The sequence below is a fragment of the Pseudomonas sp. rhizo66 genome (assembly GCF_031931925.1).
Lineage (GTDB): Bacteria > Pseudomonadota > Gammaproteobacteria > Pseudomonadales > Pseudomonadaceae > Aquipseudomonas.
The window spans coordinates 150,240-171,111 of record NZ_JAUJWZ010000011.1; the positions used below are offsets into that span (position 1 = coordinate 150,240).

At 60.0% G+C, this 20,872-nt stretch carries 16 protein-coding genes and 1 pseudogene; 4 read left to right on the forward strand and 13 right to left on the reverse strand.

The window, feature by feature from the left end; genetic code table 11:
- Positions 1–197 precede the first annotated feature (197 nt).
- The 3 genes from betA to betI all read right to left on the reverse strand — a co-directional run bounded on the left by betA (position 198) and on the right by betI (position 4,256).
- Positions 198–1,901, reverse strand: a complete 1,704-nt coding sequence (gene betA, locus QZR14_RS15155; RefSeq protein WP_311996996.1) for a choline dehydrogenase — start codon at positions 1,899–1,901, stop codon at positions 198–200.
- Between the two features lie 180 nt (positions 1,902–2,081).
- Entirely contained in the window at positions 2,082–3,554 is a 1,473-nt protein-coding gene (betB, locus tag QZR14_RS15160) for a betaine-aldehyde dehydrogenase (protein WP_311996997.1), read from the reverse strand.
- Positions 3,555–3,662: 108 nt separating this feature from the next.
- Positions 3,663–4,256 (reverse strand): transcriptional regulator BetI, encoded by a 594-nt coding sequence (gene betI / locus QZR14_RS15165; protein ID WP_150693773.1) that lies wholly within the window; start codon positions 4,254–4,256, stop codon positions 3,663–3,665.
- A 429-nt stretch (positions 4,257–4,685) separates the two neighbouring features.
- Here betI and betT point away from each other — a divergent pair, with 429 nt between their 5' ends.
- Positions 4,686–6,683 (forward strand): choline BCCT transporter BetT, encoded by a 1,998-nt coding sequence (gene betT, locus QZR14_RS15170; protein WP_311996998.1) that lies wholly within the window; start codon positions 4,686–4,688, stop codon positions 6,681–6,683.
- Positions 6,684–7,070: 387 nt separating this feature from the next.
- Here the strand turns inward: betT and choV are convergent, their stop codons facing one another.
- The 3 genes from choV to QZR14_RS15185 all read right to left on the reverse strand — a co-directional run bounded on the left by choV (position 7,071) and on the right by QZR14_RS15185 (position 10,102).
- Positions 7,071–8,249: a choline ABC transporter ATP-binding protein gene (gene choV / locus QZR14_RS15175; protein WP_095112760.1), complete on the reverse strand. Its 1,179-nt coding sequence runs from the start codon at positions 8,247–8,249 to the stop codon at positions 7,071–7,073.
- A complete protein-coding gene (choW, locus tag QZR14_RS15180; protein WP_095121426.1) occupies positions 8,246–9,091 on the reverse strand; it encodes a choline ABC transporter permease subunit in 846 nt (281 codons plus the stop codon). Before choW ends, choV begins: the two co-directional genes overlap by 4 nt.
- Before the next feature lie 66 nt (positions 9,092–9,157).
- Positions 9,158–10,102, reverse strand: a complete 945-nt coding sequence (locus QZR14_RS15185; RefSeq protein WP_007918300.1) for a choline ABC transporter substrate-binding protein — start codon at positions 10,100–10,102, stop codon at positions 9,158–9,160.
- 436 nt (positions 10,103–10,538) lie between these two features.
- Here QZR14_RS15185 and QZR14_RS15190 point away from each other — a divergent pair, with 436 nt between their 5' ends.
- Together QZR14_RS15190 and QZR14_RS15195 are read left to right on the forward strand one after the other, a co-directional pair.
- Positions 10,539–11,915: an L-serine ammonia-lyase gene (locus QZR14_RS15190; RefSeq protein WP_250605864.1), complete on the forward strand. Its 1,377-nt coding sequence runs from the start codon at positions 10,539–10,541 to the stop codon at positions 11,913–11,915.
- A 556-nt stretch (positions 11,916–12,471) separates the two neighbouring features.
- On the forward strand, positions 12,472–13,575 hold the full coding sequence (locus QZR14_RS15195; protein WP_007949927.1) for a GlxA family transcriptional regulator: 1,104 nt from the start codon (positions 12,472–12,474) through the stop codon (positions 13,573–13,575).
- Between the two features lie 88 nt (positions 13,576–13,663).
- On the opposite strand, the gene QZR14_RS15200 is transcribed toward QZR14_RS15195, so the two are convergent.
- The 6 genes from QZR14_RS15200 to QZR14_RS15225 form a co-directional block, all read right to left on the reverse strand.
- The gene (locus tag QZR14_RS15200; RefSeq protein ID WP_250605865.1) at positions 13,664–13,927 is read right to left on the reverse strand and encodes a hypothetical protein; all 264 of its coding nucleotides are present in this window, start codon (positions 13,925–13,927) and stop codon (positions 13,664–13,666) included.
- Positions 13,928–14,279: 352 nt separating this feature from the next.
- A complete protein-coding gene (locus tag QZR14_RS15205) occupies positions 14,280–15,443 on the reverse strand; it encodes a gamma-butyrobetaine dioxygenase (RefSeq protein WP_311996999.1) in 1,164 nt (387 codons plus the stop codon).
- 24 nt (positions 15,444–15,467) lie between these two features.
- Positions 15,468–15,944: a thioesterase family protein gene (locus QZR14_RS15210; protein WP_311997000.1), complete on the reverse strand. Its 477-nt coding sequence runs from the start codon at positions 15,942–15,944 to the stop codon at positions 15,468–15,470.
- A 228-nt stretch (positions 15,945–16,172) separates the two neighbouring features.
- Positions 16,173–17,138, reverse strand: a complete 966-nt coding sequence (locus tag QZR14_RS15215; protein ID WP_311997001.1) for an L-carnitine dehydrogenase — start codon at positions 17,136–17,138, stop codon at positions 16,173–16,175.
- Between the two features lie 131 nt (positions 17,139–17,269).
- Complete coding sequence (locus QZR14_RS15220; RefSeq protein WP_311997002.1) at positions 17,270–18,157, reverse strand: 3-keto-5-aminohexanoate cleavage protein; 888 nt, start codon at positions 18,155–18,157, stop codon at positions 17,270–17,272.
- A 106-nt stretch (positions 18,158–18,263) separates the two neighbouring features.
- On the reverse strand, positions 18,264–19,208 hold the full coding sequence (locus QZR14_RS15225) for a choline ABC transporter substrate-binding protein (protein WP_311997003.1): 945 nt from the start codon (positions 19,206–19,208) through the stop codon (positions 18,264–18,266).
- A gap of 207 nt (positions 19,209–19,415) precedes the next feature.
- Between QZR14_RS15225 and QZR14_RS15230 the strand changes: the two are divergent.
- Positions 19,416–20,415 (forward strand): annotated as a pseudogene (locus QZR14_RS15230) (GlxA family transcriptional regulator).
- Between the two features lie 39 nt (positions 20,416–20,454).
- Here the strand turns inward: QZR14_RS15230 and QZR14_RS15235 are convergent.
- Positions 20,455–20,871, reverse strand: a complete 417-nt coding sequence (locus QZR14_RS15235) for a DUF3010 family protein (protein WP_250605870.1) — start codon at positions 20,869–20,871, stop codon at positions 20,455–20,457.
- Between the last annotated feature and the right edge of the window lies 1 nt (position 20,872).

Sequence of the window (20,872 nt, forward strand, 5' to 3'; positions counted from 1 at the left end):
GCGTGGGGGTAGGATCAAGTGTAGAGGGGGTGTATGGGGATTTACTGTGCAGCGAGGGAATTTGTGCTGAATCTGAGGGCCCCATCGCTGGCAAGCCAGGCTCCCACAGGTTTTTTGGTGAACACAATATGTGTGAACGACGCAAAACCCTGTGGGAGCTGGCTTGCCAGCGATTAGCCGTGACGCGGTATTACGTCTTACTGAGCCGCCGGGGTGATATCACGCATCGGCTTGCCCTTCACCGGCGCATCGCCAGCCACGTAGTAAGCAGCATTGCTGCGCGGCAGTGGTTTGCGACCACGGATCTTGTCGGCGATTTTCTCGGCGATCATGATCGTCGGCGCGTTGAGGTTGCCGGTGGTGATGATCGGCATGATCGAGGCATCGACCACACGCAGGCTCTGCATGCCGTGCACGCGACCTTCGCCATCCACTACGGCCATCTCGTCGGTGCCCATCTTGCACGAGCAGGACGGGTGGAACGCGGTTTCGGCGTGTTCGCGGATGAACTTGTCCAGTTGCTCATCGGTTTGCACGTCGATGCCCGGGCTGATTTCGCGGCCACGGAACGCGTCGAGGGCCGGCTGCTGCATGATCTCGCGGGTCAGGCGAATACCGTCGCGGAATTCCTGCCAGTCCTGCTCGGTGGCCATGTAGTTGAACAGGATGCTCGGGTGCTGGCGCGGATCTTTCGACTTGGCCTGGATGCGACCGCGGCTCGGCGAACGCATGGAGCCCATGTGCGCCTGGAAACCATGTTCTTTCACACCGTTGCTGCCGTTGTAGTTAATCGCCACCGGCAGGAAGTGGTACTGGATGTTCGGCCATTCGAATTCCGGGCGCGAACGGATGAAACCGCCGGCTTCGAACTGGTTGCTGGCGCCGATGCCGGTGCCGTTGAACAGCCACTCGGCACCGATCGCCGGCTGGTTGTACCAGAGCAGCGACGGGTACAGCGAAACCGGTTGGGTGCAGGCGTATTGCAGGTACAGCTCGAGGTGATCCTGCAGGTTTTCACCGACGCCCGGCAGGTCGTGAACGACCGGGATGTCGAGGGATTTCAGCAGTTCGGCAGGACCGACACCGGAACGCTGCAGAATCTGCGGCGAAGCGATGGCGCCGGAGCACAGCAGCACTTCTTTGCGCGCTTTGGCTTCAACACGCTCTTCGGCGTCGCCGATCAGGTAACGCACGCCAACGGCACGCTTGCCTTCGAACAGGATCTTGTCGGTCAGGGCGTGAGTGACGATGGTCAGGGTCGAGCGCTTCTTGGCGACGTCGAGGTAGCCACGGGCGGTGGATGCACGGCGGCCGTTTGGCGTCACGGTGCGGTCCATCGGGCCGAAGCCTTCCTGCTGGTAGCCGTTCAAGTCTTCGGTGCGCGGGTAACCGGCCTGCACGCCAGCTTCAACCATGGCGTGGAACAGCGGGTTGTTGCCCGCCTTTGGCGTGGTCACGCTGACCGGGCCGTCGCCACCGTGGTAGTCGTTCGGGCCGATATCACGGGTTTCCGCTTTGCGGAAGTACGGCAGGCAGTCGAGGTACGACCAGTCTTCCAGGCCTGGCAGTTTTGCCCAGCCGTCGTAGTCCATCGCGTTACCACGGATGTAGCACATGCCGTTGATCAGCGAAGAACCGCCGAGGCCTTTGCCGCGACCGCATTCCATTCGGCGACCGTCCATGTGTGGCTCTGGATCGGTTTCGTACGCCCAGTTGTAACGACGACCCTGCAGCGGGAACGCCAGCGCGGCCGGCATTTGCGTGCGGAAGTCGAGACGGTAATCCGGGCCGCCGGCTTCGAGCAGCAGAACGGTGACGCCTTCGTCTTCAGTCAGACGGGTCGCAAGTGTGTTACCGGCCGAGCCGGCACCGATGATGATGTAATCGAATTCTTGGGACATTGAATGCACCCTCTTTGATAGTGGTCAGGTCAGACCTCGGCGAGTGCTGTGCACTCGAATCGCTGGCAAGCCAGCTCCCACAAGGATTGGGGGCTGCCACAGATTTGATGGACAACTCCAAACCTGTGGGAGCGGGCTTGCCCGCGAAGAGGCCCTCGCGGGCAATACAAGACTCGGGTCTTAGAACACCGAGACGTAATCGCCCAGTTCGACCTGTACCGATTTGATGCGGGTGAAGTTGTTCAGCGAGCTGATGCCGTTTTCACGGCCGACACCCGACTGCTTGTAGCCGCCGACCGGCATTTTTGCGTCGGACTCGCCCCAGGCGTTGATCCAGCAGATACCGGCTTCCAGCTGATGAATCACGCGGTGCGCGCGGTTCAGGTCTTTGGTGACGATACCGGCGGCCAGGCCGAAGTCGGTGTCGTTGGCGCGGCGGACCACTTCTTCTTCGGTCTCGTAGGAGAGGATCGCCATCACCGGGCCAAAGATTTCTTCACGGACGATGGTCATGTCGTCGGTGCAATCGGTGAACACGGTCGGAGCCACGAATGCGCCTTTGGCGAATTCGCCGTCGGTCAGACGCTCGCCGCCGCACAGGACGCGGGCACCTTCTTCTTTACCCTTGGCGATGTAACCCAACACGCTTTCCATGTGCGGGAAGCTGACCAGCGGGCCGAAGTTGGTGTTCTCGTCTTCCGGGTTGCCGACGCGGATGCGTGCAACACGCTCGACGATCTTGGCTTCGAAAGCGGCTTTGAGGTGCGCCGGAACGAACACGCGAGTGCCGTTGGTGCAGACCTGACCGGAGCTGTAGAAGTTGGCCATCATCGCGGTGTCGGCAGCGCGATCCAGATCGGCGTCGTCGCAGATGATCAGCGGGGATTTGCCGCCCAGTTCCATGGTTACGTCTTTCAGCGACGAAGCCGAAGCGCTGGCCATGACCTTCTTGCCGGTGTCGGTGCCGCCGGTGAAGGAGATTTTTTCGATGCGCGGGTGCTCGGTCAGCCAGGTGCCGACTTCACGGCCGCTACCGGTCAATACGTTGAACACGCCGTTTGGAACGCCGGCTTCGGTGTAGATCTCGGCCAGTTTCAGGGTGGTCAGCGAGGTCACTTCGCTTGGCTTGAAGATCATCGCGTTACCGGCAGCCAGGGCTGGCGCGGATTTCCACAGTGCGATCTGGATCGGGTAGTTCCACGCGCCGATACCGGCGACCACGCCCAGCGGCTCGCGACGGGTGTAGACGAACGATGTGTCACGCAGCGGGATCTGCTCGCCTTCGATCGCTGGCACCAGGCCTGCGTAGTATTCCAGCACGTCGGCGCCGGTGACGATGTCGACGTACTTGGTTTCCGAGAAGGCTTTACCGGTGTCCAGGGTTTCCAGTGCGGCCAGCTCATCGTTGCGCTCGCGCAGGATGTCGACGGCGCGACGCAGGATGCGCGATCGTTCCATGGCGGTCATCGCGGCCCAGATTTTCTGGCCCTTTTCAGCGCTGACCACAGCACGCTCGACGTCTTCCTTGGTCGCACGTTGCACCAGTGCGAGGACTTCACCGTTAGCCGGGTTAATGGCTTCGAAGGTGGCATCGCTGCCGGCGTCGGAGTACGCGCCATCGATGTAAAGTTTTTGCAGTTCGAAACGGGCCATAGTGTCCTCGCAAGTGCATAAGTGGTTGGCGTTGGTCACCGGGTGAGCCATGTAACTGTGGCATCGCTGGTCGGTGACAGTTCAGGGGCCGAGCGTTTTCTTTGTGCTCTAGCTCACCTTCTTGGCCAATTGGAAATCCATGTATTCGTAAGCGATCTGTTGCGCCTGCGCCGTGTCGAAAGCATCTCCCGACAGCGCGCCGCGCAACCACAAGCCGTCAATCAACGCTGCCAGTCCTCGTGCTGCGCTGCGTGCATCTTCGAGCGACAGCACACGGCGGAACTGGCAGCACAGGTTGGAATACAGACGGTGATCGTTGATCCGCTGCAACCTGTGCAAAGACGGTTGGTGCATGCTGGTGGCCCAGAAGGCCAGCCAGGTTTTCATTGCCGGGCCATTGACCTGGCTGGCGTCGAAGTTGCCTTCGATGATCACCTGCAGATGCGCCCGTGGGCTGTCATCTGCCAGCGCCTGCCGGCGCGCGGTGACGTTCTCGCTGAGGACGTTCATCAGATACCGCATCGTGGCGGCAATCAGGCCGTTCTTGTCCTGAAAGTAATGACTGATGATGCCATTCGAGACACCTGCCAAACGGGCGATCAGCGCAATGCTGGCGTCCCCCATTCCGACCTGATCGACCGCCTGCAATGTGGCTTCGATCAGTTGTTGGCGGCGGATGGGTTGCATACCGACCTTGGGCATCTTGCACATCTCCTTAGGCCTTCCGACGGGCGAATAACGCTTATCGGATTGAGGGCCAGTCTATTTTGTTTTGATTGAACGTTCAATCAACAAAGAATAAGATCTGCGACAAATCGTCGCTGCCTACAGATTTTTCCTACGTGTAAGTGGCGATAAAACCGACATCCGAAAATGCTCGAAACCTGCGTGGGGCATGGCGCGGTTCGCGATTCGATGGACGTGTTGAAAGGGCAAGACGCTCAGGGCCAGGTTTCGGATGAACGTCCGTACACCTTCGGCCACGATTGCGATTCGCAGCGCCATTTCGGCAGGTTCGGGCTTTTTTCGGGGTGTCTTTATATCACCCGCCGGTCGGCTGCCAACTAACCGATTGGTCGGGTTCCGTGTTGCCTTGTGTTCTTCTCTCGCACTGCCTGGAGCATTTGTGCCATGAGTTCTGCCTCGCTAATAAAGACCCCGCCCGAGAAGGTGACGGTCAACGGTTGGGTGTTTTACACCTCTACCGCGCTGATTCTGTTGTTGACCGCCATTCTGATCATCGCCCCGCAAGAGGCCGGCAGACTGTTGGGTATCGCTCAGGCCTGGTTGTCGCGCAGCTTTGGCTGGTACTACATGGTGGTGATCGCCGCCTACCTGGTATTTGTTGTGGGCCTGGCGTTTTCCTCGTACGGCAAACTCAAACTGGGCAGCAAGGACGACACCCCGGATTTCAGTTACGGCGCCTGGGCGGGGATGCTGTTCTCGTCGGGTATCGGTATTTCTCTGCTGTACTTCGGCGCGTCCGAGCCACTGGACCACTACTTCAATCCGCCGGAAGGCGCTGCGGCCACCAACATGGCCGCGCGTCAGGCGGTGCAACTGACGTTCCTGCACTGGGGCCTTCACGGCTGGGCGATCTATGCACTGGTCGGTCTGGCCGTGGCGTACTTTGCTTACCGGCATAACCAGCCGCTGGCCCTGCGTTCGGCGCTGTATCCGCTGGTTGGCGAGCGCTGGGTCAAAGGCGCGGCCGGTCACGCGGTGGACGGCTTTGGCATGTTCGTGACCCTGCTGGGGCTGGTGACCAACCTGGGGATCGGCTCGCTGCAAGTGTCGTCGGGCCTGGAAAACCTGTTCGGCATGGAGCACAGCAACACCAACCTGCTGATCGTGATCATCGTGATGAGCACCGTGGCGACCATCGCTGCCGTGTCCGGCGTGGAAAACGGCATTCGTCGTTTGTCCAACCTGAACATCGTGCTGTTCAGCGGTCTGCTGATTTTCGTGCTGTTGTTCGGTCCGACTTTGCACCTGCTCAACGGCTTCGTGCAGAACATCGGCGACTATCTCAACGGCGTGGTGCTGAAGACTTTCGACCTGTACGTCTATGAAGGCGACAACGCCAAGTCTGACCGCTGGCTGGGCCTGTGGACCCTGTTCTACTGGGCCTGGTGGATTTCCTGGGCACCATTCGTAGGCATGTTCATCGCGCGTATTTCCCGTGGTCGTACCGTGCGTGAACTGGTGGCGGGTGTGCTGCTGATTCCGCTGGGCTTCACCTTGGCCTGGCTGTCGATCTTCGGTAACTCGGCGCTGGATCTGGTGATGAATCAGGGGGCGGTTGAGTTGGGCAAGACGGCGCTGGAACAGCCGTCGATGGCGATCTATCAATTGCTTGAGCACTACCCTGCGTCGAAAGTCGTCATCGGTGTGTCGATCTTTGTCGGTTTTGTGCTGTTCCTGACCCCGGCCGACTCTGGCGCGGTGATGATGGCGAATCTGTCCTGCAAGGGTGGCAACGTCGATGAAGATGCGCCGCACTGGCTGCGGATCTTCTGGTCGGTGGTGATCACGCTGGTGACCATCGGTCTGCTGTTTGCCGGTAACTTCGAAGCCATGCAAACCATGGTCGTGCTGGCTGGTCTGCCGTTCTCGGTGGTGTTGGTGTTCTTCATGTTTGGCCTGCACAAGGCGATGCGTCAGGACGTGCAGATCGAACAGGAGCAGGCGCAACTGGCGGAGCGCGGTCGTCGTGGTTTCAGCGAGCGTCTGACGCAACTGGACCTGCAACCGAGCCAATCGGTGGTGCAGCGTTTCATGGACAAGCAGGTCAGCCCGGCGCTGGAGGATGCTGCGGCGCAGATGCGTGCGCAGGGTCTGGAAGTGCAGACGCTGCTGGGTAAATCCAAGCGTTGCATGGGCGTGCGTATCGAGATGGAAGAGGGCAACCCTTTCGTCTACGAAGTCAGCCTGGACGGCTATCTGGCGACCCCGACCGAATCGGCCCAGTCCGATGAAGCGCGCCAGCGTTACTACCGCGCTGAAGTGTATTTGCACAACGGCAGCCAGGATTACGACCTGATGGGCTTCACACAGGATCAGATCACGCGCGATGTGCTCGATCAGTTTGAAAGCCATCGGCAGCTCCTTGGCCGGGTGTACAGCTAAAGTCAAAAGCCCCCTCACCCCAACCCTCTCCCCAAGGGAGAGGGGGAAAGGGAGCAGATCGGGGGCTTTTCAAAGCCTGAGTTCGACTCGATATTTCAATGCCAGTCAAAAGCCCCTCACCCCAACCCTCTCCCGAAGGGAGAGGGAGCTGACCGAGGTGTCTGGCGTCGTACATCGACCTGAAAGATCGAGTCGATTATGGATTGGCTGCAGCAGGTTGCGAGCTTCTCCAAATCTTAGTTCCACTCGGTCATTCAGGTCGGCGTAGTTCGAAAATACAACTCGGTCAGTCCCCTCTCCCTCTGGGAGAGGGCTAGGGTGAGGGGCTTTTTTTCCTGACCCAATAAAAAAGGGATCGCTCACCGCGATCCCTTTTTTTACCCCGCCTTAACCGAGGTTCTTGCCCAGCAACGCGTGATACAACTCGCTGTCGCCCAAGATCCCCACCACATGATTGTTATCGTGCAGCACCAGCTTGTTGCCGGTCTGATAACGAATCTGCAGCGCGTCACGCATGCCGATATTCGAATCCACCAGCGTTGGCTTGCGCTCCAGTCCCTCAACCGCTTGCCCTGGTGCCCAGTTCTGCAGGTTAAGCACCGAACCATTCTGCCGCGCGCCTTTGATGGTGTTGCCTTCGGCCAGGTCGAGCCACGAATCGCCGCCCGGATCGAGACACACCGAACCGTTGATGCGTTTGCACTTGTCCAGCGTGCGCATCAGGCTGCGGCCGCAGAGGACGTTGAGCGGGTTGGTGTGCGCGACGAAGGTGCGCACATAGTCGTCCGCCGGGTTCAGCACGATCTCTTCCGGCACGCTGTACTGGATGATCCGGCCGTCTTTCATGATCGCGATGCGGCTACCGAGTTTCAGCGCCTCGTCGAGGTCGTGGCTCACAAACACGATGGTCTTGCTCAGCTTGCGTTGCAGTTCCAGCAGTTCATCCTGCAGACCCTGACGGATCAGCGGGTCGAGGGCCGAGAACGGTTCGTCCATCAGCAGAATATCGGCGTCCATCGCCAGCGCCCGCGCCAGACCGACACGTTGCTGCATGCCGCCGGAGAGTTCGTCCGGCTTCTTGTTGCGCCATTGGGTCAGGCCAACCAGTTCCAGTTTCTCGTCGACGAGCTTCTTGCGTTCCTTCTCCGGTCGACCCTGCATTTCCAGACCGAAACTGATGTTCTCGCGCACCGTCAGCCACGGCATCAGGGCGAACTTCTGGAACACCATGGCGATGCGTTTGGTGCGCATCATTTTCAGCTCGGCCGGGGTGCAGGAGGCGATGTCGATCTGGCGGTTTTCATGCTCGACGAACAGCTTGCCGCGGCTCACGGTGTTGAGGCCGTTGATGCAGCGCAGCAGGCTCGACTTGCCCGAGCCGGACAAGCCCATCAGCACGCAGATTTCGCCTTTGTTGATGTCCAGCGAGGCCTTTTCCACGCCGACGATCTGCCCGGTCTTTTTCAGGATCTCGTTGCGGGTCATGCCCTGATCCAGCAGCTTGAGTGCCTCGCGTGGATCTTTGGAGAAGATTACGTCGACGTCTTCGAAGCGAATTATGCTCATGCGTCACCCCCTACTTTGGCGTCGGGTTGTTTGCAGATACGGTCGAGCATGATCGCCAGCAGTACGATCGCCAGGCCCGCTTCGAAGCCCAGGGCGATATCAGCAGTGTTCAGTGCGTTGACCACCGGTTTGCCGAGTCCGTCGGCGCCTACCAGTGCGGCGATCACCACCATCGACAGCGACAGCATGATGCACTGGGTGATGCCGGCCGCGATGCTTGGCATGGCGTGAGGCAGTTCGATCCGTGAGAGCAGTTGGCGACGCGAGCAGCCGAAGGCCTTGCCAGCGTCCATCAGTTCTTGCGGGACATCGCGGATGCCCAGGTAGGTCAGGCGGATCGGCGCGGCGATGGCGAACACCACCGTGGAGATCAGGCCCGGCACCACACCCAGCCCGAAGAGGGTCAGGGTAGGAATGAGGTAAACGAAGGTCGGTACGGTCTGCATCAGATCGAGCACCGGACGCATTACTGTGTAGAACATCGGTTTGTGCGCGGCGACGATGCCCAACGGCACGCCGATGACCACGCAGACCAGGGTCGCGAACATGACCTGGGCGAGGGTTTCCATGGTCTCCTGCCAGTACCCCAGATTGAGGATCAGCAGGAAGGAGGCGACCACAAACGCGGTCAGGCCCCATTTGCGTTGAATCAGATGGGCGATGATTGCAATCAGGCCAATCAAGACCAGTGGGTTGAACCAGGTCAGCGCAAACGTCACGCCGTGGATCATCGTTTCCAGTGTCACGGCGATTGCGTCGAAGGTGTTGGCGCCGTGTTGCGTCAACCATTCAACGAAGCCCGCGATGTACTGGCCTAAAGGTATTTTCTGATCAATCAGCATGGTAGTGAACTTCCGCATGCAAGGAAATAAACAGCCCGGGTGGGCGAGCCCACCCGGCATAAGCGATTACTGAAGCTTGGCTTTCACGGCCTCCAGGCCAGGTTTACCGTCAATGGTGGTTACGCCAGCGAGCCAGGTATCGAGCACTTGTGGATTCTTTTTCAGCCAGGCCTTGGCGGCCGCGTCAGGCTTCATCTTGTCGTCGAGGATGTTGCCCATCAGTTCGCTTTCCATGTCGACGGTGAACTCCAGGTTCTTCAGCAACTGACCGACGTTGCTGCATTCCTCGGCATAACCCTTGCGGGTGTTGGTGGCCACGGTTGCAGCACCGAAATCGGGGCCGAAGAAATCATCGCCACCGGTCAGGTATTGAATCTTGAAGCGCTTGTTCATCGGGTGCGGCGCCCAGCCGAGGAAGACCACGGCGGTGTCGCGTTTTTGCGCGCGATCCACCTGCGAGAGCATGCCCGCTTCCGATGATTCAACCACTTTGAAACCGGCGGTTTTCAGGCCGAAGGCGTCCTTGTCGATCATGCTCTGGATCAGACGGTTGCCGTCGTTGCCAGGCTCGATGCCGTAGATCTTGCCGTCGAGTTCTTTCTTGAATTTGGCGATGTCGGCGAAGTCATGCAGACCTTTGTCATACAGGGCTTGTGGCACGGCGAGGGTGTACTTGGCGCCCTTGAGGTTGGTGCGCACGGTTTCCACGGTGCCGGCGTCGCGATAGGCCTTGATGTCGTTTTCCATGGTCGGCATCCAGTTGCCGAGGAACACGTCCATGTTCTTGCCGTCGGCCAGCGACTTGTAGGTCACGGGCACGGAGATCATGGTGGTCTTGGTCTTGTAGCCGAGGGCGTTGAGTACAACGGAGGTGGTAGCGGTGGTAGCGGTGATGTCGGTCCAGCCGACATCGGAGAAGTTAACGGTACTGCACTGTGCCGGTTCTGCAGCTTGCGCCAGTAACGGCAGACTCAGCATGGCGGCCAACAACAACGACGGGGAACCTTTCATGGATGGACTCCTTGGTGTTTTTTTTGGCAGTGTTCCGACTGTGGACCACCGCACTTATAGGTTGCGGTTGGATGGCGTTCTGGAGACAGCTCTGTCACGGCGCCTTGCAATCGAGTCATAACGATCATGTACCAGTGAAAATCTGACGCCTACAGGGGGGGTCGTATCCAGTACAGGGATGGTCGCATCCAGTGTCAGTGACGTCGTTTACAGCTTTTTTCAGCCCCGAATGGCCATCTGAACCGCACAAAAACGGCGAAAAACCGGGGCAAAAACGGCGCGGCGCTGGTGGACATGAGTGCGTCGGTGTCAGACGCCGTGCGCTCCGACAAAAGCCTGATGATGCGGGCATTCCGGCGGAACGCAGCTTGAGCGTAGCAGCTCCGCCAGCGGGCGCTTCACGCCCCGGACCGGCATCCTCAGGAGCTCTGCAGCAATGGCTATCAGCGTTTTCGACCTGTTCAAAATCGGCATCGGCCCTTCCAGTTCCCACACCGTCGGGCCGATGCGCGCCGCGGCGTTGTTCGTCGAGTCGCTACGGGACAAGCACCAGTTGGAACAGGTGCGCCGTATAGAAGTGCAATTGTTCGGATCGCTGTCGGCCACGGGCATTGGTCACGGCAGCGACAACGCGGTGATCATGGGTTTGATGGGCGAGTGGCCGGACGCAATCGACCCGTCGCAGATCGGTCCCCGCATTCAGGCGCTGCGCGAAACGCATACCCTGCTATTGGATGGTCGTCTGTCGGTGCCGTTTGTCTGGGCACGGGACATGCGCCTCATTGATGAGAACCTGCCGTTCCACCCCAATGCCATGACGATTGTTGCCGAGGGCGATCACGGCGAACTGCATCGCGACACCTACTATTCGGTGGGTGGCGGTTTTGTGGTGGATCAGGCGCAGGCCTCCAGCGGAGTGGTCGATCTGGATCGCACTGAATTGCCCTACGACTTTTCCAGCGCGGTCGAGTTGCTGGAACTGTGCAAACGCAACAATCTGCGTGTCGCCGAATTGATGATGGCCAACGAAAAGGTCTGGCGCAGCGAGGAAGAAATCCGCGCCGGGCTGATGAAACTGTGGCGGGCCATGCAGGATTGCGTCGAGCAGGGCCTCAAGCACGAAGGCATCCTGCCTGGTGGATTGAATGTGCGTCGGCGCGCGGCGAAGTTGCATCGCAGTCTTCAGGAATTGAACAAGCCCAACGTGATCGGCTCGACGCTGAGCGCGATGGAGTGGGTCAACCTGTTCGCCCTGGCGGTTAATGAAGAAAATGCGGCGGGCGGACGGATGGTCACGGCGCCGACCAATGGTGCCGCAGGGATCATTCCGGCGGTGTTGCACTACTTCATGAAGTTCAGCGAGGCGGTGACGGACGCCAACGTGGTCGATTACTTCCTCGGTGCAGCGGCGGTGGGCATTCTGTGCAAAAAGAATGCTTCGATCTCGGGCGCCGAAGTGGGTTGTCAGGGTGAGGTCGGCTCGGCGTGCGCCATGGCGGCGGCAGGGCTGGCGGAGATTCTTGGCGCCACGCCGGAGCAATTGTGCAACGCGGCGGAGATTGGACTGGAGCATAACCTCGGGCTGACCTGCGATCCGGTCGGTGGCCTGGTGCAGGTGCCGTGCATCGAGCGTAATGCGATTGCCGCGGTGAAGGCGATCAACGCGGCGCAGATGGCATTGCGTGGCGATGGTCAGCACTTTATCTCGCTGGATCGGGTGATCCGCACCATGCGCGATACCGGCGCCGACATGCATGACAAATATAAAGAGACTTCGCGCGGTGGCTTGGCGGTCAGCGCTGTTGAGTGCTGAGACCGCGTCGCCGCTATCGCTGGCAAGCCAGCTCCCACAGGTTCTTTGGTGATACCGATATCTTGATCACACTGAAAATCCCTGTGGGAGCTGCGGTGCGACGATTCGACTTGCCAGCGATGAGGCCAGACCAGTCAAAACTGCGCGCTAAGTGAACACGGACAATAAATCACGCCACCTTTTAGCGCGTCGCAAACAGATAAGAGTCTTTCCCAGCTGTTACAGGCGCTCAGCACCCCCTACCGTCCGTCACCCGTGCCTGCGGTGACACTGTCCGACAATCGTGCGCAGGCCAGTTCCCACAAGTGCTACCGATCTGCTCACACCTGCCGGAGCAGGGCTTTCACCGCCGCTGATGGCACTTCGAAACTCCCCTGGTCGGACCGTTCGTGTAGACACGTCGCGACGTCGTTTTCAGGAGTTATTGAACGGCCATCCAACTTTAGGCATGGCAATTGCTCTGTCATAACAAAGCCCGTCTCCCACGCGAGAACGCTGGCAATAACAAGAGCCTCCGCCTGAGGCCATCACCCGCTTTGTGTGAGGAGATACCGCGATGACGTCGTTCAACTCCGGGGCCCAACCCCAGAACCGTGCGCCTCAATCCATCGGCTTTCTGCTGCTGGACAATTTCACGCTGATTTCTCTGGCGTCCGCAGTAGAACCGCTGCGCATGGCCAACCAATTGTCCGGTCGCGAGCTGTATCGCTGGAGCACCCTCACCGTCGATGGCGGCCAGGTGTGGGCCAGTGACGGTCTGCAAATCACGCCAGACGCCTCCATGCACAAAGCGCCACCGCTGGACACCGTGATTGTCTGCGGTGGTATCGGCATTCAGCGCACCGTGACCCGTGAACACGTTTCCTGGTTGCAAAGCCAGGCGCGCCAGTCCAAGCGTCTTGGCGCGGTGTGCACCGGCAGTTGGGCTCTGGCCTGCGCCGGCCTGCTCGACGGTTTCGATTGCAGCGTGCACTGGGAATGTCTGGCGGCGATGCAGGAAGCTTTCCCGCGCGTGGCCATGAGCACACGCCTGTTCACCCTCGACCGTAACCGTTTCACCAGCTCCGGCGGCACCGCGCCACTGGACATGATGCTGCACCTGATCAGCCGCGATCACGGCCGTGAACTGTCCGCCGCGATCTCGGAGATGTTTGTCTACGAACGCATCCGCAACGAGCAGGATCACCAGCGTGTGCCGCTCAAGCACATGCTCGGCACCAACCAGCCGAAACTGCAGGAAATCGTGGCGCTGATGGAAGCCAACCTTGAAGAGCCGATCGACCTTGACGAACTGGCGGTGTACGTCGCCGTGTCGCGTCGACAGCTGGAGCGGCTGTTCCAGAAATACCTGCACTGCTCGCCGTCGCGTTACTACTTGAAGCTGCGTTTGATCCGCGCCCGGCAGTTGCTCAAGCAAACGCCGATGTCGATCATCGAAGTGGCGTCGGTGTGTGGTTTCGTCTCGACACCGCACTTCTCCAAGTGCTACCGCGAATACTTCGGCATTCCGCCGCGTGACGAGCGCGTAGGTTCCAACACCACCCAGCAAGTGGCGATGCTGCCGCTGCCGCAGGCGATCGTGATGTCGCCGCTGTCGGGGCCGATGTCGGCGTTGAGTCAGGCGCGCAATGAGTCGACGTTTGCCAGCGTAAGGCTGTAAGGCAAAAGATCGCAGCCTGCGGCAGCTCCTACAGGGATATGCGTTCCAATGTAGGAGCTGCCGAAGGCTGCGATCTTTTGATCTGCTGTCAGGCGCTATGGCTTTGCTGATAGTCCGCCAATGCCGGCAGTAATTGTTTGTCGATCGCCTGACGCACCGCCGGCTGGATACTGGCGCCGCTGGTGTACATGTCCTTGACCATTTTGCGCAATTCAAACGCACGAACATTATCCAGGCCGCGCACGGCATGCTCGCAAGCCTGCTCGGCCGTTGAACCGCTCGGCACTTGAAATCCCAACGCCTTGAGCTGGCCCAGCAAATCTTCCTGATCGATCAAATCGGCATACATCATGACGCGCATCCTTCTTCAATAACGGAGGTCGTGGCTCGATTCTGGTAGCCATGCGGGGGCACGGCAAGGGCGATTTGTCGCAGTGGCTGCGACGGCTATGAACAGGTCGTTTTCGGCTAACTCAGCGGCGAGGGGAGTCGGCACACTGAACTCAGCTTGCAACACGAAGGTTTGGTCACCCTCGCTTGGCAGCTCCTCAACAGTACCCTCTGCCCCGATCCTGTCACGGCTTGTATCGGGGCTTTTTTCATTTTGTGAAAGGCAAAAGATCGCAGCCTTCGGCAGCTCCTACAGGAAAACGCATTCCAATGTAGGAGCTGCCGAAGGCTGCGATCTTTTTGCTTTGAATGGTCTAGCGCTGTAATACCAGAATCCGCGACAACAACTCATCCCGGTCGATGTAGCAGCCCTGAAAATGCCGCGCCCCGGTGGCCGGGTCAAACGCATTGCGCGCATGCAACGTGCGGCGGTTATCAAAGCACCACAGCTCCCCCGGATTGAGCCTTTGCATCAGCCGAAACCGTGGTTCGCGGGTCATCGCGATAAAGCGCCGATACGCCCGGTACAACCGTGGCATTTGTTCCACCGAGGTATCAAACGCCCCGCGCAGAAAGTTCGCCATGCGAATCTCGGTCACGCGACCCAAGGCATCCAAGGCAATGATCGGCGCCAGGCAGCGATAGTCGCTATGGCGATCCTTGTTGAGAAACTCTACGGAGATTTCACACAGGGCCTGAAACGATGCCGGGTCTTCACTGCGCAGCGCATCGGCAATCGCAAAACCATCGATAAAAATGCTTTCGCCGCCCTCGGCGTCATTCACCAGACAGTGCAGAAATTGCAGCCCCGGTTGCAGCTCGCGGGTGGGCAGATCGGTGTGCAACGGCAAGTTGAAAGCGGTGTAGGCGTTGCTGTCGGCATCGGCTTTGGATTGCACGTTGAACAGCACACCGAAGTTGCTTTCGCGAATAAAGGAAATGCGTTGCGCGATGAGTTTCAACGAACCGGATTCAGTGGGCACACCGCGCACTTGCGTCAGGCCGATGTCGCGTACGGCGAGCAGCCATTGCAGCAGCGCGGCGTTGTCGTTCATCAGTGCCGCGTATTCGAATACCGGCAACTGCAGATCGTTGCGCCACAGATAAGACTTGGGTTTGCCGGCCAAGCGTTCGGCGCGTGATTCATCGTCATAGGCATGAGCGCGCAACCAGCCCGGATCGAAGCGGCTGAGGTGGCCGTCCTGCCAGTCGATGCGCAGGCAGCCGTCGGTATCGATATGGGCGGCGGCAGGCTTGAGGTCTTCAGCGGCATCGACAATCTCGAACACCTGCTCGCGGGTGACGTTGTAGACGCACTGCGGGCACGGGCAGTTATCCCGCAACCAGACATGGTGAAACGGGCTGATGCGACCGTCAGCCCATTCGATGGCAACGCGATCCGCCAGGGTCTGCACGCCACCGAGCGCGCTGATCAACGGATAAGTACGGAAATCGGCAACAACGGCAGCGGTGTGCATGGCGGGTTCCTATAGATCGATGGATTACCTGGCGGGTGGCAGCGCGATAACGCGGCCGATGTAAGCGGGAGCGGGCAGGTCTTGCTGCTCGGCGACGATGCTTTGCAGGCAGCTCAAGGTGTCCGCGCTGAACGGTGCCGAGCGTGGGCCGGCGAGGTCGACGTGCAACAGCATCTGTTCGTTGCCGGCCAGTTCCTGTTCCTCACCGACCTTGTGCAGGCTGTGATAGAGGTGCAGGCGTTTACTGTCGTGGGCGATGATTTGCGTGCGCACTTCGACTTCAGTGTCGAGCTTCACTTCGTGCAGGTAGTTGAGGTGCAGTTCCAGGGTGAACAGCGAATTACCGCTGGCTTCGCGGTGGCTGCTTTCCATGCCGAGACGGTCCATCAGGGCGTCGGTGGCGTAGCTGAAAATCAGCAGGTAGAAGGCGTCGCGCAGGTGGCCGTTGTAGTCGACCCAGTCGGCGATGATTCTGGTTTGGTAGGTGGTGAGGTGGGGCATGGTTTGGGTTCCGGCAGTTGGCGGGTCGCTAAGATCAAGAGCTACCCCCTCACCCCAGCCCTCTCCCCCAAGGGGGGCGAGGGGGAAAGGGAGCAGATCTTCAAGTCTTTCAAGTCTTGAGTTCGACTCAGTAGTGCAAATCGGCGTGGCTCGCAAAAACACCTCGGTCAGTCCCCTCTCCCCCCGGGAGAGGGCTAGGGTGAGGGCAGCGATGTCATGCCAGACACATCACTCGCTGAACGCCATCCCATGCTTTTCCTTGGTGGTCTTCACCGCCTCAAGCACCGCCAGCAAACAATCATCACGATAGCGTTCCAGCGCCGAAATGCTGTGGCGGCCGAGCTGATCACTGGTGCCATCGACCACGTCATCAATCAACTTGTCAGTCAGTTCCGGTGCCGGCAAGTACGTCCACGGCAACTGCAACGCCGGGCCGAATTGCGACATGAAGTGGCGCATGCCGGCATCACCCCCGGCCAGGGTATACGTCAGGAAGGTGCCCATGAACGACCAGCGCAAACCAGCGCCAAAGCGGATCGCATCGTCGATTTCGCCCGTGGTCGCCACGCCATCGTTGACCAGATGCAACGCCTCGCGCCACAGCGCTTCAAGCAAACGGTCAGCGATGAAACCGGGCACTTCCTTGCGCACGTGCAGCGGACGCATGCCGAGGGATTCGTAGACTTTCATCGCGGCTTGCACAGCCTCGGGCGCGGTGTTCTTGCCGCCCACGACTTCCACCAGCGGCAACAGGTAAACCGGGTTGAACGGATGGCCAACCACGCAACGTTCCGGGTGCGTCGAACTCTCGTAGAACTCGCTCGGCAACAGGCCGGAAGTGCTCGATCCGATCAAGGCATCTGGCTTCGCGGCGGCGCTGATTTTGCTGTGCAGCTCGAGTTTCAGTTCCAGACGTTCCGGGGCGCTTTCCTGAATGAAGTCGGCATCGCGCACGCATTCCTCGATGGTCGCGACAAAATGCAGGCGATCCTGGGAAGCCCCCGGTGCCAGGCCATTTTTCTCCAGCGCGCCCCAGGCATTGGCCACGCGTTTGCGCAGCGCCGCTTCAGCGCCGGGCGCCGGGTCCCAGGCCACCACGTCGAGGCCATGGGCGAGGGCGCGCGCGACCCAGCCGCTGCCGATGACACCGCTGCCCAGCGCGGCGAAGGTTTTGATTTCGGTGATAAAGCTCATAGGAATTTTCCCGAGTAAGTTGATCCCCGTAGGAGCTGCCGAAGGCTGCGATCTTTTGATCTTGCTTCTAAAAATCAAAGTCAAAAGATCGCAGCCTTCGGCAGCTCCTACAGGGGGAAATGAGTGCTCGTTTAACCGCGCTGGGTCAGGCCCATTTTCTTGCGACCTTCCGCCGGGGTCAGCACCCGGGCGCCGAGGCGGCTGAGGATTTCGGTGGCGCGTTCGACCAATTGGCCGTTGGTCGCCAGCACGCCTTTGTCCAGCCACAGGTTGTCTTCCAGCCCGACCCGCACGTTGCCGCCGAGCAACACCGCTTGCGCGGCCATCGGCATCTGCATGCGGCCAATGCCAAACCCGGCCCACACCGCATCGGCGGGCAGGTTGTCGACCATGGCTTTCATGGTGGTGGTATCTGCCGGCGCGCCCCACGGGATGCCCAGGCACAGCTGGAACAGCGGGTTATCGAGCAGGCCTTCCTTGATCATCTGCTTGGCGAACCACAGGTGACCGGTGTCGAAAATCTCCAGCTCGGCCTTCACGCCCAGCTCGGTAATACGCTTGGCGCCGGCACGCAGTTGCGCTGGCGTCGAGACATAAATGGTGTCGCCGTCGCCGAAGTTCAGCGTGCCGCAATCGAGGGTGCAGATTTCCGGCAGCAACTCCTCAACGTGGGCGAGGCGGGTCAGCGGGCCTACCAGATCGGTGTTCGGGCCGAACTCCATCGGGTTCTCGCCAGCGCCGATCTCCAGGTCGCCGCCCATGCCGGCGGTGAGGTTGACGATGATGTCGACGTCGGCCTCGCGAATGCGCTCCATCACTTCGCGGTACAGCGCCACGTCGCGGCTGAACTTGCCGGTATGCGGGTCACGCACATGGCAGTGCACCACGGTGGCGCCGGCCTTGGCCGCTTCGACGGCGGCAGCGGCGATCTGTTTCGGAGTGACCGGCACGTGGGGGCTCTTGGCGGTCGTGTCGCCAGCACCGGTGAGTGCGCAGGTGATGATGACGTCGTGGTTCATGGTGCGGTTTCCTTCAGGCGTGATGGGTCTGTCCGCAGCCCTTTTCGGGCTGCGAAGCGTCGGTCAGGCGCCCCTCCCATCTGGGAGAGGGCTTTTCAATCGAGAGTTATTTGCTGGTCAGTTGAAGGTTTTCAGCGGCCGGTTTGCCATCGAACGTGGTCACACCTGCGAGCCAGCGCTGCTTGTCTTCAGGGTGATCCTTGAGCCACTGCCTGGCCGATTCGAAGGCGTCCTTGTGGTCGAGCAGCGGTTGCATCATCCGGCTCTCGTCTTCGGCGGTGAACGTCAGGTTGGTCAACAGACGGCCAATGTTCGGGCACTGCTCGGCGTACTTCGGCGCAGTGACGGTCCACACGGTGGCCATGCCTTCGTTCGGGCCGAGGGCGTCGTCGCTGCCGGTCAGATACGTCATCTGCACGTTGACGTTCATCGGGTGCGGCGCCCAGCCGAAGAACACCACGGCCTCTTTGCGGCGCACGGCGCGGTCGACGGCGGCGAGCATCCCGGCTTCGCTGGATTCGACCAGCTGGAATTTGCCGAGGCCGAACTGGTTCTTGGCGATCATCGCCTTGATCTGGGTGTTGGCGCCGGAACCGGGTTCGATGCCGTAGATCTTGCCGCCCAGCTCTTTTTCGAACCTGGCGATGTCGGCGAAGGTTTTCAGGCCTTTGTCCGCCAGGTAAGTCGGCACGGCGAGGGTGGCGCGGGCGTCTTTCAGGCTCGGCGCATCAAGCACCTTGACCTGGTTGGCGTCGACGAACGGGGTGATGGTCTGGGTCATCAGCGGGTTCCAGTAACCGAGGAACAGGTCCAGGCGCTGATCGCGGATCCCGGCGAAGATGATCTGCTGGGACGCGCTGGTTTGTTTGGTGTTGTAGCCGAGGCCGTCGAGCAGGACCTGGGTCATGGCACTGGTGGCGATCACGTCGGTCCAGTTGACCACGCCCATGCGCACGTTCTGGCACGAGGCGGGTTCGGCCGCCATGACGCTGGCGCTCAAGAAAGCGGTACCGCTGAGTGCAAGAACACAGCTGCTGATCAGTCGTTTCATGTCGGGTTCCTCGGCAGGTCGTTTATTGTGGTTCCCGGCGTCTGATGCGCCGGTGATGCCAAGTTACGCAGCTATGCCCCCGTAAAAGCGCACTGCGGCGACTGGCATTTGCACTGTAGCGACCTGTGCGCTTGAACGCCGACGACAATCGGCGTATCAACATCCCACGCTCCCCTCCCTCTCGTTACCCGCGAATCGAGTGCGCCCATGTCCCAGGACTTCTACTTTTTGCTGATGCCGGGGTTCTCCGCCATCGGCTTTATTTCTGCGATCGAACCGCTGCGCGTGGCCAACCGCTTTCGTGGCGAGTTGTATCGTTGGCATGTGTTGAGCGCCGATGGCGGGGCGGTGCTGGCGAGCAATGGCATGTCGGTCAACGCCGATGCGGCACTGGAGCCGTTGAAGAAAGGCGCGACGCTGCTGGTGGTGGCCGGGTTTGAGCCGCTGAAGTTCGCCACGCCAACCCTTGAACACTGGTTGCGGCGGCTGGATAACGAAGGCGTGACTCTCGGCGCCATCGACACCGGCAGCTTTGTCCTCGCTGAAGCGGGCCTGCTTGACGGTCATCGCCTGACCCTGCACTGGGAAGCCATCGACGCATTCAAGGAATCTTATCCACAGCTCAGCGTGACCCAGGAGCTGTTCGAGATCGACCGCCGGCGCATCACTTCAGCGGGCGGCACGGCCTCCATCGATTTAATGCTCGATCTGATCGCCCAGGCCCATGGCCCGCAACTGGCGATTCAGGTCAGCGAACAATTCGTGCTGGGGCGCATTCGTCCGCGTAAAGACCACCAGCGCATGGAAGTCGCCACGCGTTACGGGATCAACAACAAGAAACTGGTGCAGGTGATTGGCGAGATGGAACAGCACAGCGAACCACCGCTGACCACGCTGCAACTGGCGGAATCGATCAAGGTGACGCGGCGGCAACTGGAGCGCCTGTTCCGGCTGCATTTGAACGATACGCCGAGCAATTTCTATCTGCGGTTAAGGCTGGAAAAGGCCCGGCAGTTGTTGCGCCAGACCGACATGAGCGTGCTTGAAGTGAGCATTGCCTGCGGCTTTGAATCACCGTCGTACTTCACCCGCAGCTACCGGGCACGCTTCGCCCGCTGCCCGCGCGAAGACCGGCGTACTGCCCAGGCCTGAAATCAAAAGATCGCAGCCTTCGGCAGCTCCTACAGGGAAATGCATTCCAATGTAGGAGCTGCCGAAGGCTGCGATCTTTTGATCTTGCTGTTGGTTACTTCTTCACCAACGCCGAACACGCCGCCTTGTACGCCTCATGTTGATACTTGTTCAGTGTCCCCGGCAGCTCGAAATTATGCTTCTTGGCCTGCGCATTGATCGTCTGCGGCGACAACAACGTCACCTCACACCCATCGAGCAACTGAAACACCCCCTCAATTTTGAAAGTGGTCGGCCCGCCGGCAAACTCACCCTTCTTGCTGCGCTTCTTGATCGCAATCCGGTCAACCGAATTCTCCCGCACAAACGACGCCACCTGCGCCGCGAACAGCTTCACGTTGGCCGCTTCGTCATCGTCTTCGAGGGCGATCTTCTTGGTGGCGAGGGGAATGTGGCTCAGGGTCGAACCGTCGAGAGCGGCCACGGCGATGATCGCTTCGCTGCCTTTGATTTCGATGCCGCAGATGTTCATG

Bases quoted from the DNA above. Each gene is read 5' to 3' on its own strand.
- betT (WP_311996998.1), top strand. From the start codon at position 4,686: ATGAGTTCTGCCTCGCTAATAAAGACCCCGCCCGAGAAGGTGACGGTC.
- QZR14_RS15185 (WP_007918300.1), bottom strand. From the start codon at position 10,102: ATGAAAGGTTCCCCGTCGTTGTTGTTGGCCGCCATGCTGAGTCTGCCG.
- choV (WP_095112760.1), bottom strand. From the start codon at position 8,249: ATGAGCATAATTCGCTTCGAAGACGTCGACGTAATCTTCTCCAAAGAT.
- betA (WP_311996996.1), bottom strand. From the start codon at position 1,901: ATGTCCCAAGAATTCGATTACATCATCATCGGTGCCGGCTCGGCCGGT.
- QZR14_RS15215 (WP_311997001.1), bottom strand. From the start codon at position 17,138: ATGAGCTTTATCACCGAAATCAAAACCTTCGCCGCGCTGGGCAGCGGT.
- QZR14_RS15210 (WP_311997000.1), bottom strand. From the start codon at position 15,944: ATGCCCCACCTCACCACCTACCAAACCAGAATCATCGCCGACTGGGTC.
- QZR14_RS15235 (WP_250605870.1), bottom strand. From the start codon at position 20,871: ATGAACATCTGCGGCATCGAAATCAAAGGCAGCGAAGCGATCATCGCC.
- QZR14_RS15195 (WP_007949927.1), top strand. From the start codon at position 12,472: ATGACGTCGTTCAACTCCGGGGCCCAACCCCAGAACCGTGCGCCTCAA.
- QZR14_RS15205 (WP_311996999.1), bottom strand. From the start codon at position 15,443: ATGCACACCGCTGCCGTTGTTGCCGATTTCCGTACTTATCCGTTGATC.
- QZR14_RS15190 (WP_250605864.1), top strand. From the start codon at position 10,539: ATGGCTATCAGCGTTTTCGACCTGTTCAAAATCGGCATCGGCCCTTCC.
- choW (WP_095121426.1), bottom strand. From the start codon at position 9,091: ATGCTGATTGATCAGAAAATACCTTTAGGCCAGTACATCGCGGGCTTC.
- QZR14_RS15200 (WP_250605865.1), bottom strand. From the start codon at position 13,927: ATGATGTATGCCGATTTGATCGATCAGGAAGATTTGCTGGGCCAGCTC.
- betI (WP_150693773.1), bottom strand. From the start codon at position 4,256: ATGCCCAAGGTCGGTATGCAACCCATCCGCCGCCAACAACTGATCGAA.
- betB (WP_311996997.1), bottom strand. From the start codon at position 3,554: ATGGCCCGTTTCGAACTGCAAAAACTTTACATCGATGGCGCGTACTCC.
- QZR14_RS15220 (WP_311997002.1), bottom strand. From the start codon at position 18,157: ATGAACCACGACGTCATCATCACCTGCGCACTCACCGGTGCTGGCGAC.
- QZR14_RS15225 (WP_311997003.1), bottom strand. From the start codon at position 19,208: ATGAAACGACTGATCAGCAGCTGTGTTCTTGCACTCAGCGGTACCGCT.